At 61.5% G+C, this 13,923-nt stretch carries 24 protein-coding genes and 1 tRNA gene; 19 read left to right on the top strand and 6 right to left on the bottom strand.

Annotated features, from left to right (window positions below):
- Positions 1-86: 86 nt before the first annotated feature.
- The 18 genes from ASE11_RS03205 (at position 87) to ASE11_RS03125 (ending at position 9,409) form a co-directional block, all read left to right on the top strand.
- Positions 87-335, top strand: a complete 249-nt coding sequence (locus ASE11_RS03205) for a GlsB/YeaQ/YmgE family stress response membrane protein (RefSeq protein WP_056265966.1) — start codon at positions 87-89, stop codon at positions 333-335.
- Positions 336-619: 284 nt separating this feature from the next.
- The gene (locus tag ASE11_RS03200; protein WP_235501182.1) at positions 620-1,930 is read left to right on the top strand and encodes an integrase; all 1,311 of its coding nucleotides are present in this window, start codon (positions 620-622) and stop codon (positions 1,928-1,930) included.
- Between the two features lie 102 nt (positions 1,931-2,032).
- Positions 2,033-2,308, top strand: coding sequence for a hypothetical protein (locus ASE11_RS03195; protein ID WP_156406222.1), 276 nt, complete (start codon positions 2,033-2,035; stop codon positions 2,306-2,308).
- Positions 2,305-2,544 (top strand): hypothetical protein, encoded by a 240-nt coding sequence (locus tag ASE11_RS03190; RefSeq protein WP_156406221.1) that lies wholly within the window; start codon positions 2,305-2,307, stop codon positions 2,542-2,544. The genes ASE11_RS03195 and ASE11_RS03190 overlap by 4 nt, the downstream gene beginning before the upstream one ends.
- A complete protein-coding gene (locus ASE11_RS03185; RefSeq protein WP_056265953.1) occupies positions 2,537-2,866 on the top strand; it encodes a hypothetical protein in 330 nt (109 codons plus the stop codon). The genes ASE11_RS03190 and ASE11_RS03185 overlap by 8 nt, the downstream gene beginning before the upstream one ends.
- 36 nt (positions 2,867-2,902) lie before the next feature.
- A complete protein-coding gene (locus ASE11_RS03180) occupies positions 2,903-3,637 on the top strand; it encodes a hypothetical protein (RefSeq protein ID WP_056265949.1) in 735 nt (244 codons plus the stop codon).
- Between the two features lie 42 nt (positions 3,638-3,679).
- A complete protein-coding gene (locus tag ASE11_RS03175) occupies positions 3,680-3,976 on the top strand; it encodes a helix-turn-helix transcriptional regulator (RefSeq protein WP_235501181.1) in 297 nt (98 codons plus the stop codon).
- Positions 3,973-4,161, top strand: coding sequence for a hypothetical protein (locus ASE11_RS03170; protein ID WP_056265945.1), 189 nt, complete (start codon positions 3,973-3,975; stop codon positions 4,159-4,161). The genes ASE11_RS03175 and ASE11_RS03170 overlap by 4 nt, the downstream gene beginning before the upstream one ends.
- Positions 4,158-4,346 carry a hypothetical protein gene (locus tag ASE11_RS03165; protein WP_056265942.1) on the top strand — a complete coding sequence of 63 codons (189 nt, stop codon included), beginning with the start codon at positions 4,158-4,160 and terminating at the stop codon, positions 4,344-4,346. The genes ASE11_RS03170 and ASE11_RS03165 overlap by 4 nt, the downstream gene beginning before the upstream one ends.
- Positions 4,343-5,719: a primase-helicase family protein gene (locus ASE11_RS03160; RefSeq protein ID WP_156406220.1), complete on the top strand. Its 1,377-nt coding sequence runs from the start codon at positions 4,343-4,345 to the stop codon at positions 5,717-5,719. Before ASE11_RS03165 ends, ASE11_RS03160 begins: the two co-directional genes overlap by 4 nt.
- A gap of 13 nt (positions 5,720-5,732) precedes the next feature.
- Positions 5,733-6,272: a hypothetical protein gene (locus ASE11_RS25705; RefSeq protein WP_156406219.1), complete on the top strand. Its 540-nt coding sequence runs from the start codon at positions 5,733-5,735 to the stop codon at positions 6,270-6,272.
- A complete protein-coding gene (locus ASE11_RS03150) occupies positions 6,269-6,646 on the top strand; it encodes an HNH endonuclease (protein ID WP_056265931.1) in 378 nt (125 codons plus the stop codon). Before ASE11_RS25705 ends, ASE11_RS03150 begins: the two co-directional genes overlap by 4 nt.
- Positions 6,647-6,746: 100 nt before the next feature.
- The gene (locus ASE11_RS03145; protein WP_056265928.1) at positions 6,747-7,055 is read left to right on the top strand and encodes a P27 family phage terminase small subunit; all 309 of its coding nucleotides are present in this window, start codon (positions 6,747-6,749) and stop codon (positions 7,053-7,055) included.
- Position 7,056: 1 nt separating this feature from the next.
- Positions 7,057-7,320, top strand: a complete 264-nt coding sequence (locus ASE11_RS03140; protein WP_056265924.1) for a hypothetical protein — start codon at positions 7,057-7,059, stop codon at positions 7,318-7,320.
- The gene (locus ASE11_RS03135; protein WP_056265920.1) at positions 7,317-7,571 is read left to right on the top strand and encodes a hypothetical protein; all 255 of its coding nucleotides are present in this window, start codon (positions 7,317-7,319) and stop codon (positions 7,569-7,571) included. The genes ASE11_RS03140 and ASE11_RS03135 overlap by 4 nt, the downstream gene beginning before the upstream one ends.
- Positions 7,568-7,729 carry a hypothetical protein gene (locus tag ASE11_RS25700; RefSeq protein ID WP_156406218.1) on the top strand — a complete coding sequence of 54 codons (162 nt, stop codon included), beginning with the start codon at positions 7,568-7,570 and terminating at the stop codon, positions 7,727-7,729. Before ASE11_RS03135 ends, ASE11_RS25700 begins: the two co-directional genes overlap by 4 nt.
- A 118-nt stretch (positions 7,730-7,847) precedes the next feature.
- Positions 7,848-8,108, top strand: coding sequence for a hypothetical protein (locus ASE11_RS03130; RefSeq protein WP_156406217.1), 261 nt, complete (start codon positions 7,848-7,850; stop codon positions 8,106-8,108).
- The gene (locus ASE11_RS03125) at positions 8,105-9,409 is read left to right on the top strand and encodes a phage major capsid protein (RefSeq protein WP_056265913.1); all 1,305 of its coding nucleotides are present in this window, start codon (positions 8,105-8,107) and stop codon (positions 9,407-9,409) included. The genes ASE11_RS03130 and ASE11_RS03125 overlap by 4 nt, the downstream gene beginning before the upstream one ends.
- A 140-nt stretch (positions 9,410-9,549) precedes the next feature.
- Here the strand turns inward: ASE11_RS03125 and ASE11_RS03120 are convergent, their stop codons facing one another.
- Positions 9,550-9,900 carry a hypothetical protein gene (locus ASE11_RS03120; protein ID WP_056265910.1) on the bottom strand — a complete coding sequence of 117 codons (351 nt, stop codon included), beginning with the start codon at positions 9,898-9,900 and terminating at the stop codon, positions 9,550-9,552.
- A gap of 299 nt (positions 9,901-10,199) precedes the next feature.
- On the opposite strand from ASE11_RS03120, the gene ASE11_RS25695 reads away from it, so the two are divergent.
- On the top strand, positions 10,200-10,526 hold the full coding sequence (locus ASE11_RS25695; RefSeq protein WP_156406216.1) for a hypothetical protein: 327 nt from the start codon (positions 10,200-10,202) through the stop codon (positions 10,524-10,526).
- A gap of 42 nt (positions 10,527-10,568) precedes the next feature.
- On the opposite strand, the gene ASE11_RS03110 is transcribed toward ASE11_RS25695, so the two are convergent.
- The 5 genes from ASE11_RS03110 to ASE11_RS03090 all read right to left on the bottom strand — a co-directional run bounded on the left by ASE11_RS03110 (position 10,569) and on the right by ASE11_RS03090 (position 13,882).
- Positions 10,569-11,339 carry a DUF4145 domain-containing protein gene (locus ASE11_RS03110; RefSeq protein ID WP_082585485.1) on the bottom strand — a complete coding sequence of 257 codons (771 nt, stop codon included), beginning with the start codon at positions 11,337-11,339 and terminating at the stop codon, positions 10,569-10,571.
- Positions 11,340-11,497: 158 nt separating this feature from the next.
- Positions 11,498-11,683 carry a hypothetical protein gene (locus ASE11_RS03105; RefSeq protein ID WP_056265902.1) on the bottom strand — a complete coding sequence of 62 codons (186 nt, stop codon included), beginning with the start codon at positions 11,681-11,683 and terminating at the stop codon, positions 11,498-11,500.
- Between the two features lie 135 nt (positions 11,684-11,818).
- A tRNA-Lys gene (locus tag ASE11_RS03100) sits at positions 11,819-11,894 on the bottom strand.
- A gap of 42 nt (positions 11,895-11,936) precedes the next feature.
- Positions 11,937-12,773: a ThiF family adenylyltransferase gene (locus tag ASE11_RS03095; RefSeq protein ID WP_056265899.1), complete on the bottom strand. Its 837-nt coding sequence runs from the start codon at positions 12,771-12,773 to the stop codon at positions 11,937-11,939.
- Positions 12,770-13,882 (bottom strand): YeeE/YedE family protein, encoded by a 1,113-nt coding sequence (locus ASE11_RS03090; RefSeq protein ID WP_056266258.1) that lies wholly within the window; start codon positions 13,880-13,882, stop codon positions 12,770-12,772. Before ASE11_RS03090 ends, ASE11_RS03095 begins: the two co-directional genes overlap by 4 nt.
- Positions 13,883-13,923: the final 41 nt, after the last annotated feature.

The following is a 13,923-nucleotide window of genomic DNA, read 5'->3' as shown; positions in this document are numbered from 1 at the left end:
GGCTCGGCGGGGAACGAGGGTAAAAAGCAGCTAGAGTGCATGCTCTATTGCTTTTGTATCAACCCCAACTCTCAGGAGCCTCGCGAATGATGTCCATCCTCGGCACCCTCTTCATCGGCCTGATCGCCGGTTTCATCGCACGCGCCATCAAGCCTGGCAACGACAGCATGGGCTGGATCATGACCGCTCTCCTCGGTGTCGCCGGCGCGTTCCTGGCCGGCTATCTCGGCGCCGCACTCGGTCTGTACCGCCAGGGCGATCCGGTCGGCTTCCTGGCTTCGGTGGTCGGCGCGATCATCCTGCTGGTGATCTACGGCTTCTTCAAGAAACGCTGAGTTTTTGCGCGGCGCCGCCCGCCGCATGACATGCAGCGGGCAACAAAAAAGCCCTGATCTTTCGATCAGGGCTTCACATGTTTTGGTGGGACGTGCGGGGGTCGAACCCACGACAAACGGATTAAAAGTCCTAAAACACCGGAAAACCATGGACAACCCCGGACTGTCACCAGCACCATAACTCGTTGATTTTCATGGTCTTGTTGTCCACGTTAGTCCGTTGACATACAAAGTGATCCTCGTCTAAACTGTCACCAGACTGTCACCACGAGAATCAACGGACTATGAAAACCGCAGGACAAGTGATCGCTGAGCTGGAGGCCGGGAAGTTCTCCCGCATCACCAAGGTGATCCCCCACGGGTCACTTGAAGCCCGCAAGCTTTCCAGCGGGGCCGTGTCGTTCTACTGGCGCGTCACCGCAGGCGGGAAGACCCTGCGGGAGCCGATCGGCACCTATGACTCCACAGCCAGCCCGAAATCCCTCAAGCCCTCAGAGCGCGGTTACTCGGTGCAGGCCGCCATCCGTGCCGCCGAGGTGCTGGCTCAGCGTCACGACACCCACAAAGCAGATGGCGGGCACGCGGTACTGAAGCAGGCTGAAAAGGTCGCCAGAGCCAAGGCGGTGGCCACAGCCGCTGATGAACGGAAGTACACGCTTGAGAGCTTGCTGGATGACTACGCCGACCACCTTGAGGCGTTGGGACGGAAGGCTCACAAGGACGCGCGGTCAATCTTCAAGCTTCATGTGATTGAGGCCTGGCCAGACGTTGCCGCCCTGCCCGCTCAGCACGTCACCATGGAGCAAGTGGCCGACATGATGCGCCGCACGCTTGAGATGGGCAAAGGCCGCACCGCCAACAAGCTGCGCAGCTACGTGCGCGCCGCGTACCAGACCGCCAAGGCTTCGCGGTCCAAGGCCAGTATCCCGATGAAGTTCAAGGCGTACAACATCACCCTGAACCCCGCCGCCGACACCAGCCCGGATGAATCGGCCAACAAGCCCGACAAGCGCCCGCTGAATCCGGATGAAATGCGGGCTTACTGGCAGACCATCAAAGACATTGAAGGCTTCAAAGGGGCCGCCTTGCGCCTGCACCTGCTCACTGGTGGCCAGCGGATCGAGCAACTGGTGAACCTGCGCACCGCCGACATTGCGGCGAATGCCATCACCTTGCACGACGGCAAGGGCCGCCCGGGCAGCGCGCCGCGCCCCCACACGATCCCATTGACCACCCAAGCCGCTGCAGCGCTCAAGCAGTGCGCCCCAGCCGGCGAGTTTGCAATCTCCACGGACGGCGGAAAGACCCACCTGGGCGCTACCACGCTGAGCGCCTGGGCGGTTGAAGCCGTGGGCGATCTGATCCCTGACTTTCAGGCCAAGCGGATCCGCTCAGGCGTTGAGACGGTGCTGGCCGGCGCGCGCATCAGTTCCGAAATTCGGGGCCGTCTGCAGTCGCATGGCGTGGCTGGCGTGCAGGCCCGCCACTATGACGGCCACGACTACATGACAGAGAAATTGGAAGCGCTGAAGAGGCTTTATCAACTGCTGCAGCCCGTCAAAGGCAGCAAGGTGATCGCGTTCAAGCGCGCATGAATACCGGCAAGCCCTGCGCCGGTCTATGCAGGGCAAAAAGGCGGGTAGCCGGTCGATACAACCGACCAGCCACCCTGACCATCAATGAAAGCGAGTTCAAAAATGGCTGATCCCATTATCCCCAACGGTGATGACCACTCCCCGAGGAATCGACTGGCGCTTGAGTCTGCTTGGCAGGTAGAGGCGCTAAGTCACATGATCCTGTCCGAGATCTCCAAGATCAACATTTCGGGTGACGAAGGCATCAAGGCCGCAGTGATCAGAATCCGCGACCTGAGCAAGGTGGTGATGAGCGCGCTGGATGACGAGATGCATGAGGTCTCGGACCTGCACTTGACCGTGCACGGGGTCGCCCTGAATACGGGGGTGCAAGCATGACCACACAAACCGATCTTGATCTACGGAATGTGATCGACAAGAACGCAGCACAACTTTCCGCACTGCTCGCAAACACCTACGGCGAAAGCGGTGAGAGCTTTCGCAACATGAGCGATGAAGCGCAGGATGCTTACATGTGGGCTTGCGCAGACATGTCAAATGCCATCCTCACAAGCTTGGACGAACTCTCCACGCGCAGTCTGGCGCGCAAGGGCGTGGAGGTGCAACATGGCTGAGCAAACCTTCAACAACGCGGCCTTGCTCGACTGCATGAGCAACATCTACAACGCGACCGCAGTGCTCAAAGCCGCAGCCTTCGAGCGTGACAGCGACGTTGACGCCGTCATGTCTCTGCATCACGCCGCAGAGGGACTCGTTTCCTACGCTGAAGCAGCGCTGGCAGCGGTCGATGCGCAGGACGAGGCCTTCGTGCGGATTGGCTGCCTGGCCGACCTGATCGACAAGGTCAATGTGGATCTCGACGACCAGTTGCTGCACGCGGCCTCGGTGCTGCTGCATCTTGCCAACGAGCAGCTTGTCGTGCCCGAGCCTGCCTGAACCACAGCCACGCCTTCGGGCGTGGCACTCAAAAACATGGCCTTGATCACTGACCCGAAAAATTCCCTGGGGGTGCCTCGCTGGATGGACGCGAAGGCCTACCCTAGCGATCGTCCTCTCAGTGCCAGCCAGTGGCGCTGGGAATTCCTGCGCCGCCGGCCGGACTACCGCAAGGCGTGGGTGGACCACTTCGACAAGTGCCAAGCTCGTTATGACGAGATGGACAAGGACGGGCTACTGAAAGACAGACGAGAGGAATATCGGGGGGTCGGTTCAACCTGGCGCGACGTGTGCGAACCTTTCGGCGTCGAGCGCATTGCAGCTCCATGGCTGGCAGAGCCTGGTGTTCATTTCTGGCGGACCACCTATGGATGGGCAATGGGGGCGCCCTCCTTAGACGTCCCGATCGAGTCGATCGTTGATCGCCACAACGAACTCGAGTACAAGGGAATCATGTTGTTTGCCTTCGACATCAACCGCCCCTTTAAGGAACAGGCTGAGCGTGTGCAGCACTTCTTCGAAGCCCGCCAGCGTGAGGAACGTGGCGGAGTCCTCAAGCCGCAGAGGCAGCACGTCAGCCTATGGCCGAACTACCTGCGGGCCCTTGATGCCAGAGATCAGGGCGCCACATTTGAGCAACTTTGGAGCGCAATAGTGGGGTCCGTGCTGCTGGTGGAAGAGCACGATAGACGTGTCGACGGGAACACACCCGCTGCTGGCCACCAGCTTTGGGAGCAGGCGCAAAACCTCATGTTTAAGGTGACCTCTTAGACCTGAACTGCGCGCCAAACGCGGCTTGAAACTTCGTCCATCGTGAACCAGCACGGTGGGAAACGGCAGAAGCCGGAAAGCAGCAACCCACCGTATTTGAAAGGTGGTGATGCTGTGATCAAAAAGAACCCTACCGTTTTGCCAACCACGCTGCACCCCGAGCAGCGCCTGAAGCTGGCCGCCGTCGAGGCGTTGACCGGCACCAAAAAATCCAAGATCTACGCGGCAATCGCGGCTGGCAAGTTCCCAGCGCCTGAGCGCGACGGCCCACGCTGCAGCCGCTGGAGAGCGGGCACCGTACTGGACTACCTGCAGGCCCGCGTGGAGGCTCAGCAATGAGTGCCGTCACCACACCATCGGACCAAAAACGACTCGCCAACTTGAAGGCGCTGTTTGCACTGAAAGGCTTTGCAGTCCACGACGTGAGCACCGGGGGCTGGTTCGTTGCCAAGTGGAACCTCACCAAGTTCTGCCCGGCCCTGGCCGACTTGGAGAGCTTCGCGGCACAGGTGGAGGCTGCATGATCGCCAAGACCATGAGCCACGAGGAAATGGTCACGGCCGGCGAAGCCTGGTATCAGAAACAGCTCGCAATTCTGGAAAAGGCGCACGGGCCAAGCTGGCCGGCCCACCGCGAGTGGCTTGAGGACTATCTCAAGGAGGAACTCCGGCTGCGCTTCATCGCCAACGGATGGAGGCCGAAATCGTGAGCATCGTTGATGAGCTCGGCCTTGAGCCTGGGCCTGTCACCACACCGCGCAAGTCACGCCCACGCAGAGAGCGACCACCTGCAGAGGCATACGAGCAGCCCACCGCAGGGATCTCGCTGGGGGACTTCTACGCATACATGCCCAGCCACAGCTACCTGTTCGTGCCCACGCGTGAACTGTGGCCGGCCAGCAGCGTGAACGGGCGCGTCCAGTGGCCCAAGAACGGCGCGAAGAAAGTCCGCCCCTCGGACTGGCTTGACCGCAATCGCCCCATCGAGCAGATGACCTGGCACCCGGCTTGCGAAATGCTGGTGCACGACCGCGTGATGCAGGTTTCAGGATGGGCGCAGCACGAGGGCGCCACGGTGTTCAACCTGTACCGGGCACCCGAGCACAGCGACGGGGATCCCAGCCTGGCCAAACCATGGATCGACCACTTGCACCGTGTCTACCCCGACGAGCGCCTGCACATCACGCAGTGGCTCGCGCACCGGGTGCAGTACCCAGGCGACAAGTGCAACCACGCGCTGGTGCTGGGAGGCTCGCAAGGCATTGGTAAGGACACCATCCTTGAGCCGTTGAAGCTGGGCGTGGGGCCGTGGAACTGGCAGGACGTGAACCCCGGGCAGATGCTTGGCCGTTTCAACGGCTGGGCCAAGGCTGTTGTCGTGCGGGTGAACGAGGCGCGCGACCTGGGCGACGTGGATCGCTTCGCCTTCTACGACCACAGCAAGACCTACATCGCCGCGCCTCCTGACGTGATCCGCGTGGACGAGAAGAACCTGCGGGAGCACTACGTGGCCAACGTGTGCGGCGTGATCATCACCACCAACCACAAGACCGATGGCCTGTACCTACCTGCAGATGACCGCCGGCACTTCGTGGCGTGGAGTGAGGCCAAGCGCGAGGAATTCGACCCCGACTACTGGACCCGGCTGTACGGTTGGTACGCCGATGGTGGCATGCAGCACGTCGTGGCCTACCTGCGCACGCTCAACCTGGAAACCTTCGACCCCAAGGCGCCACCACCCAAGACCGCGGCGTTCTGGGCTGCAGTGCAGGCCGGTGAAGCGCCCGAGTCTGGTGAGCTGCGCGACGTGATTGATGAGTGCGAGAACCCCGAGTGCCTGACCCTGCTCGATCTGATCTGTGGCTCTGAGAGCCTGAAGCTGTTCGACCTGGCCAGCGAGCTCAAGGACCGCCGCAACCGCCGCGCCCTGCCCCACAAGCTGGAGCGTGTGGGCTATGTACCTGTGCGCAACCCCGACGCCGACGATGGGCTCTTCAAGATCCAAGGCAAGCGTCAGACGGTTTACGCCCAGCGCGCTCTCACCCTGGCCAGCCAGATCAAGGCGGCCCGTGCGGTCAGTTGAGTAGGTGAAGTCAGTGAAAACCTATCCCCATCACCAGCTTTCTCTCATGTGTGCGCTTCTTGATCGATCGAGAGATGTTTCGAATTCCCGTGAGCAGGATGCAAAACCACTGATCTCACTGACCAGACTGACCGAGGCACCCCCACCCCCTCAGCCTTTGGACCTTCTGCCTCCCGGACCGACTGGTACTCCGCGTGCGTTCACCCGCAAGTTGAAAACTTTTTTTTCGGCGCTTGGACAGGGGGCGGCCTCCGTCTTCCCGCCTTCCAGCACAGGACCGACGGTGAAGGTCGGCTTTGCTAAACCTGACCAAAAAAAGGAAAACACCATGACCGAACGCCGCGACGTCCACATCCGCACCTGGCAGGTGGGCCACTGCACCGTCACCCTCACCGTGCACCGCATGGTGGATGGGAAGCTGTCGAGCTCGTGCGACTGGGATCCTGAAATCCCTGATCACATGACCTCTGAGATGGAGGCGCAATGGCAGGCTGGCCTGCACACCGCGATCGCATCCATTCGCGCAGCCATCGGGCAGGAGGTGGGCAAGTGACCAAGCTTAAGACCCTCAAGCCCGGCGTGGCCACCCTGAACGGTGGCAAGCTCCGCACCATCAACGGTGGCTCATTCAGCGACCCCAATCGAGGCAGTCGCCACGAGCGTGGATACGGCACCGCCTGGGACAAGCTGCGCCTGCGCATCTTGGAGCGCGATTGCGGCCTTTGCCAGTGCCCTGAGTGCCTGGGTGGCGAGAAGCGCCTGACCGTGGCCACCCATGTGGACCACATCAAGCCCAAGGCACAGGGCGGCACGGACGACGAGACCAACCTGCGCGCAGTCAATGCCGACTGCCACAAGCGCATCACGCTCGAACAGCAGGGCAAGCGACCGCGGAGAGCGATCGGCCCCGATGGCTGGCCTGTATGACCCCGGGCGCCTCGATCTCTGCAACCCCTCTGCTCTCGGACCGCTCGGTTCCTCACGCAGAGACTGCAGTGGGCACTTTTCCTGATTTTTGGAGCATGACATGAGAAAGCGACCCACCAAGCCGAAGCCGCCCACGGGCCTGAGTTCGGAGGCGCGCGCCCTTTGGGTGGCGACGAATGACGAGTACTCATTCGAGACCGCCGCCGACTTTGCGCTGCTGCGCCAGCTCTGCGAGACCCTGGACCGCCTGCGCGAGATTCAGGTGGCGATCAAAACCGGCGGGCTGATGGTCGCCGGCTCGCAAGGCCAGATGCGCGTCAACCCACTGCTGCAGGCCGAGGAAGCGGCACGGCGAACCATCCTGGCGCACGTCCGAGCCCTGCGCCTCACCTCAACGTTGGAGATCTGACATGCCCACACCTGACCGCAGACCTCGCGCCCGGCGCAAACAACAGGAAGCCGAGCTTGGGAGCCTGGAGCTACTGCGCGCCATGCACGCCGCCGGGACCGATCCCCAGGCCTGGGCTGCATTGCGACCGCAGGCCATCCGCACCCTCACGACGGGCGCACGCAAGCCCGTGGAAGCCGCGGGCATCTTCGACGCCTATTCGCGCAAGCCGCATTTCCTGCCCAGCCTCCCACCTCCAAACCTGACCGAAGAAAGCAAACCATGAACACCACCGACACCGACACCCTGATCGACTTCATTTCGAGCCAGATGGATGGCGACCAAGCACCGCCGGCGGGCACAGCCGACGAGCAGCGCATCGCCGATGCCATCCGCGCGATCCAGAAACGGGCCAGCGACAAAGAGCTGATCAACCTTGGCTTGAAAGCCATGGGCACCGTGATTGCGCGCATGTCCAGCAGCATCGCGGCGCAGGGCGCGCTCATGAAGTTCATCGCTCCTGGGGATCGCGAATGACCGCCTGGCTCCGCCGCATCTTCCAGCCGCGCGCGCTGCGCATCGCCCTTCAAAAGAGGCGGCTGGACGAGGCCACCCGCAAGGCCGGTTGTTCGCGCCAGCAGGCAAAGGTGATCGCCTCTCACTACTTCGGAAATCCCTTGAAAGGTCGCCAATGAAGTGGCACAATATGCGTGTGCCGTTTGGGTGGGATGCCCAAACGCACCTTCAGAAAGCCAGTTGTGGGATGCAGCTTGCGAGAAGCGGACGTGTTTTCGGACACGTGGTGTGCCTTCCGTGAGCGATGCAATGACCCAACCCGGCGAGCCAGCAGCAACGCTGCCACTTCCCCCCGTCAAGTCGAAGCCGCGCACGAGTCGCGAGTTTGAGCATGCCCTGCGCGAGCTGGGTTTCTCCAAAACCGAGGCTCGCACGATTGCATCCCATGGGTTCAAGGGCCTGGCAGATGCCGACTCCGCCGAAGACCTGTCCGAACTGACCGCGCTCATCGAGCGCAATTCAAAACTGTTCGAACGCATCGAAAGGCAACTACCGTGAACCTCACTCGCCACACCTTCACCTGGGCCATCGTGTCCGTCCTGGCCGTCCTGGCCGCATTCACCCTCATGGGGCACCCCATCATCCCGCCCGATGCCCTGGCCGGCTTCAGCATGGCCCCTCTAGCCGTTGGCAACACGTTGGGTGACATCGCCGAAGTGCTCGAAAAGCAGGGCAAGGCCTTCACCGAGTTTCGGGAACGCTACGACGCCAAGAACCATGCGATCGAAGCCGCCATCGAGGACATGCAGAAGAAGTCCGGCCGCCCCGGCTTGGTCAGCACCGACACCAAGCTCGACACTCCCGAACTCAAGGCCCTGGCCGGCGCTGCTCGCGCTCTGCTGAGCGGCAATCAGGAGAAGGCCAACGCCCTTTTCGTCGAAGCCAAGGCGATGTCTGTCGGCTCCGACCCGGACGGCGGCTATGTGGTCCACGACGTCATCAGCACCGGCATGACCAAGGTGATGGCCGAGATCAGCCCCATCTACCGCCTGGCCCGCAAGATCCCGATGACCACCGGTGGCGGCTTCGAAGAACCCATCGACCGCGAATCAGCAGAAGCGCAGTGGGTGGGCGAGACCACATCGCGACCCGACACCGACACCCCGCAACTCGGCTTGTTTCGCGTGGACCTGCACGAGATCTACGCCATGCCCAAGGCAACGCAGAAACTGCTCGACGTGGCGTCGATCAACCCGCTGACATGGTTGAACGCCAAGGTGGGCGATGCTTTCGCCGTCAAGGAAGGCACCGCATTCCACACGGGTGACGGTATTGCCAAGCCGCGCGGCATCTTGAGCTACGCCACGGCCTTGACCACGGACGCCTCACGCGCCTGGGGCACGTTCCAGCACATCGCCACCGGTGCCAGCGGAGCATTCCCCACGTCGTCGGCCACCGTCAACCCGGCCGACGTGCTGGTGGACGTGACCATGGCGCTCAAGGCGCAGTACCGCGCAGGTGCGGCCTGGCTCATGAACCGCCTCACCGCGGGCGCCGTGCGCAAATTGAAGGACGCCGAAGGCCGGCACGTGTGGGTAGATTCGCTGGTGCAGGGCCAGCCCGCCATGCTGCTGGGCTACCCGGTAGAGATCGACGAAGAGATGCCCGACATCGCGGCCAACTCGCTGTCGATCGCCTTCGGCAACGTCGAGAAGACCTACACCATCATCGAGCAGCCGGGCACGAAGTTCCTCACCGACCCCTACACCGACAAGCCGAATGTGCGCCTGTACGCATACCGTCGCGTCGGCGGTGGAGTGAACAACACCGAGGCTCTGAAGTTCCTCAAATTCGCCTGATCACCGGGGGGCCTTCGGGCCCCTCTTTCATTCCATTTGAAGGGAACGAGCCATGGCGAGTAAATCTAGGACTGGCGAATTGTGGACGCGCTCAAGCGTCTGGAACTCGAAGGCAGGGTGGGAATTGGTGCGTACCTACATCAGTCGCGTGGCCGCGAGTCTTGGAGCACGTATTCAGACTGCCAAGACACATAGGTCTTTCCCCACAGCCAACGAATTGCAAACAGGTAGCCCGTCAATATGCCCAGCCCTGTCAGCCCAAGAGCACCAGCGACTGCGAGCGTCGTTGACGAAAGCGTTCCTGCGACAGCCATCCGGACTTGTTCTGGCGTCACCTGAAACCACCACATCAGCAGCGCCCCCAGCAGGCCCGCAGCAAGGTGCAGGCACACCAGCGCCAGCCACGACATCAACACAAGCATTCGCCCAACGGCGTGAAAGGTCACTGTGATGGCTTGCTCTGGACTGTTGAACAACGGGCGCTCGGACATTGGTCTGCTCCTAAATGGGTGCGCCCATTCTAGGAATGCACGGGCTGACCGCTTCTGCGCAGGGCCCGGTGCGATCACGCGTGCCATGGAAAGCCGCTATGGCCTTCGACTTCGAGCGCATGGCTCAGGTGCAGGGCTTCGACTCAATGAACGCGCTGCGGGATACCGTGGTGCGCGAGTGCTGCCTTACGCATGGGTGTAAGAAAGGCCGATCGGGGCAGCCTGGTGTGGGTGGGCAACCCATTGAGGGAGCGGGCGCAAAGGTGGGGCGTGGCAGATAATCCTGCCAGGAGGACATCATGCGACTGAATTTCAGCTACAGCACCAATCGCTGGGGCTTCGGGCCCACCACGGTTCACTTGACCCACAACACAGAGGGCTGGCACCTTGGGGCTATCGCGTACACGGGCCAGTGTGATCGGACCGGTGCTCCACTCTTGTATGGCAACTTCGACCAAGATTCTGTGGCTTATCCGCAGACTATGGATCGCACACTGGAATACGTATGGGATCAGATCAACAACGGTGCTTGGAACGAAGCTGAAGCGCAGCAGCGGATCCAGGAAGTGGCCGACTGGGTTACCGCCTGCGAAAAGGCCGTGCCCAAGTGGCCAGGCTGGAACTGATTTCCCCGTCTCACGCGGCATGCCCGTAGGGCGTTGGGAAGACTACGGAGTGCGGCCGGCGATGACTTGATTGCCGTCAGTCGACGTAGGCGGGTTGCCATTTCGTGCGGCTGCCTTGCCGCTGGCAAGCGCCTTCATTTTTTCGATCCGTGCCAGGCGGTCGGCTCGATCCACGTACCACTCGCGGTCCAACAAGTGAATGAGCTGCAGCAGCGCCTCGGGCTCGCCCGGCTCAACATCGACGATCAAATTCACATTTTGCTCTGGGTGGGCGCCGATGTTTCCGATGCTCTTTACCCCCATCATGGCGTCATAGAGCGCAGAGTCGCATTTGTCTTTGATGGCTTCCAATTCTTGATGAAGCGTCTTCTTGTCTCGAACGTTGAAAAAGTCCCGGACCATTCCCTGCAGCGCGCGCCGAGCCAACGTCGCAGAAGCCTTGGGACTCAATGTTGAGATGAGGAAGGCCTCGTTGTAGTCCTCTTTGACTTGTTCGGGTGCATGCTTCGAAAGCGGGTTAGCGGTTGTCGGCAAGAACGTGAATTTGCCAATTCCTACTGGCATGTCGGGTTGCACTTGGCCCAAGCCTCGAACCGCAGTCGCATGACGCGTTCCACGATGAGCCCAAACTTTGAACGCCTGCTCTCGACAACTCTGGTTCGGACAATCGATGAGTTGCGCCCTTACCTGAATCCCCATCACGTCGGGAGATTTCGTTGTGATCAGCTCAATGCTGCCACTGGCTATGTTCGGCGAAGTTATGGTGGTGTGCGTTCCGCAGCTTGGGCAAGTCCAGTTGAAACCGTCACTCATATCGTCTCCAGGGTTTTGTCCAGCAATTCTGCCCGAGGGGACAACCTGGCAAGGTCGCCGCCCGTGGCGGGCGACTGCCGCGCGCACTTGAGGGCGGCTACGGCCTGCGCCCTTCGATGGGGTGACGTTGTGGGGAACTAACGTCCGGCATGGACGCGCTACGCTGGCTGCGTTTGGTACTGCGCAATCAGCTCCTGGCGAAAAGTTGCGACAGAAAGAGCCATCTGCTTTGCGCTGTTCGGGGTATTCAACGCGCTACCGCCAAAAAGCGTCGGATGATTCGTCAGGATCGCAAGCAAAACTTCGTCAGCTCGCCCCGTGGCTTCTTTTTCAGTCATCGACATGGAGTCCCCTTAGTTGGATTTGGAGACAGCATTCTGCACGTTATGCGAACTGTCACCAGACTGTCACCACGGAGCGCAATAAAAAAGCCTGCTACCGATTAAGTAGCAGGCTTTCCAGGCCATAGGCCATTATTTTGGTGGGACGTGCGGGGGTCGAACCCACGACAAACGGATTAAAAGTCCGCTGCTCTACCAACTGAGCTAACGTCCCATCATGCTTTCGCGCTCTGCACAATGTGCTTCCTGCGAAGCCTCAAATTATAGCTTCTTTTTTGGTGACTTTTGAAGGCCTTGTCGAGATTGCTTTCGCATCTTTCGACACGGTGTTCAGCACCCACCCGGCGGCACAAAAACCGAAGGTCGCCGTGACACTCACCACCGAGCCGTAACCATGGCAATTGAGCGAACCATCAGCGCCCTCCATGTTGCACGAAGCATCGGGCGGGGCCACGGTTTCGCGACTGAACACGCAGCCCACACCCATGCTGCCCGCGCGCGCGCCACCGTGGTGCTTGCGCAAGCGGTAGCGCAATTGAGCCAGCAAGGGATCGTGCGTGACCTCGGCCAGATCAGCAACATCAACCGCATGAGCGAGCTGCTTGCCGCCGGCGGCACCTACCGTGATGAAGGGCACCGAGTGAGCGGCCGCCCAGGCAGCCAAGGTCGTTTTGGCGCGCACCTGGTCACAGGCATCGATGACGGCCGAGGGCAAACTTGCAAGTCCCGGCACAGCATCGAGCAAGGCGGGCCAGTTGTCAGGCGTCACGAAGTCGTCGACCACGTCGACCACACAAGCAGGGTGAAAAAGCGCAATGCGTTCGCGCATCGCTTCGGCCTTGGCCTGGCCGAGGGTAGGCTCCAGGGCATGGATCTGCCGGTTGAAGTTGGATTCAGACACATGGTCCAAGTCGATCAGCGTGAGGCGCCGAACGCCGCTGCGCGCCAGGGCCTCTACCGCCCAGGACCCGACTCCGCCGATGCCCACCACCACCACATGCGCGTCGAAAACGCGTTGCGCTCCGTCGACGCCATAGAGTCGACGCAGGCCGCCAAAGCGGCGCTCGAAGGATTCGCTGGCGTCGTGCGTCACTCGCGGTCCAGCAACCACATCTGGAATCGAAAGCCACCGATGGCACCCAGCACGATCCCGGTCACGGCGATGATGCTCGTCAGGCTGAGCGTGGACAGGCCCGACATGCCCTGCCCCACCGTGCAGCCCAGCGCTGTGACACCACCCACACCCATGCAGACGGCACCCGCCATGTGCAGCGCCGTGTCTTGCGTGGTGCGGAAACCCTCCCAGCGGAAGCTGCCTTCGAACAAGGCGCAGATGAGCGCTCCGACGACCATGCCCGCCACCGTGACGATGCCGAAGGTGAGGACCTTGGAGGAATCGCTGAAAAAGATGAGCCAGTCCAGCGTGAACGCCATCGGTGCGGTGAAGGTCAGCGCCTCCATGCGACCAGTGTTGCTGCCCAGGTAGACGGCCTCGAGAGTCTCGGGGTGTTCGGCCACGTAACCCAGTCGGCCGCTGACCCACCACATCGCGATCACCACCAGCCCGAGCCCGACACCGGCGAGCAGGTTGTTCCCGGTGCGAAAGTCCCGGCCCACCAGAGCCCACACCACGAGGGCTCCACCCACCACCAGCGCGAAGACCAAACCGGTGAGTGCCGGCTCCATGCCCATTGCGCTGGCCAGCCAGGCCGGCAGCGCAGACCCGGAGGCCATGTCGAAACTGACCTTGTCCACGGTGTTGACCCGCAGTACGGCTGTCACGCCACGCAAGGTGGCAAAAGCTGCAATGCCCATGATGAAAAAAACCACCAGCGACTTCAAGCTGCCCGCGCCGATGCGCACCAAGGTCTTGCTGCCACAGCCCGACGCCAGCACCATGCCGAAGCCAAACAAGAGCCCACCCACAATGGCCGAGAGCCAGATCACGCGACTGCTCGTGTAGATGCTCTGGGTCGGATCGATCCAGCCCAGCCAGGCCATGCCGTAGAAGCCGATCATGGCAATGCCCACTGCCATGCCCCACATGCGCATGCGGGTCCAGTCGCCCATGTTCACGATGTCGCTGATAGCGCCCATGGTGCAGAAATGGGTGCGTTGTGCGATGAACCCAAAAACAAGGGCCACCGCGAAGGCGGCCCAGAGCACAAGGGCGTTCAGTTTGAGAAGGTCGGCGATTTCCATGGCCGCCATTGTAGGAGGCCGCCCATGCCCCTCATGAACGA

It is taken from the genome of Hydrogenophaga sp. Root209, from assembly GCF_001428625.1.
GTDB lineage: Bacteria > Pseudomonadota > Gammaproteobacteria > Burkholderiales > Burkholderiaceae_C > Hydrogenophaga.
Note: the sequence above shows the minus strand (reverse complement) of the source record. Positions and strands in the feature narration are given on the sequence as shown.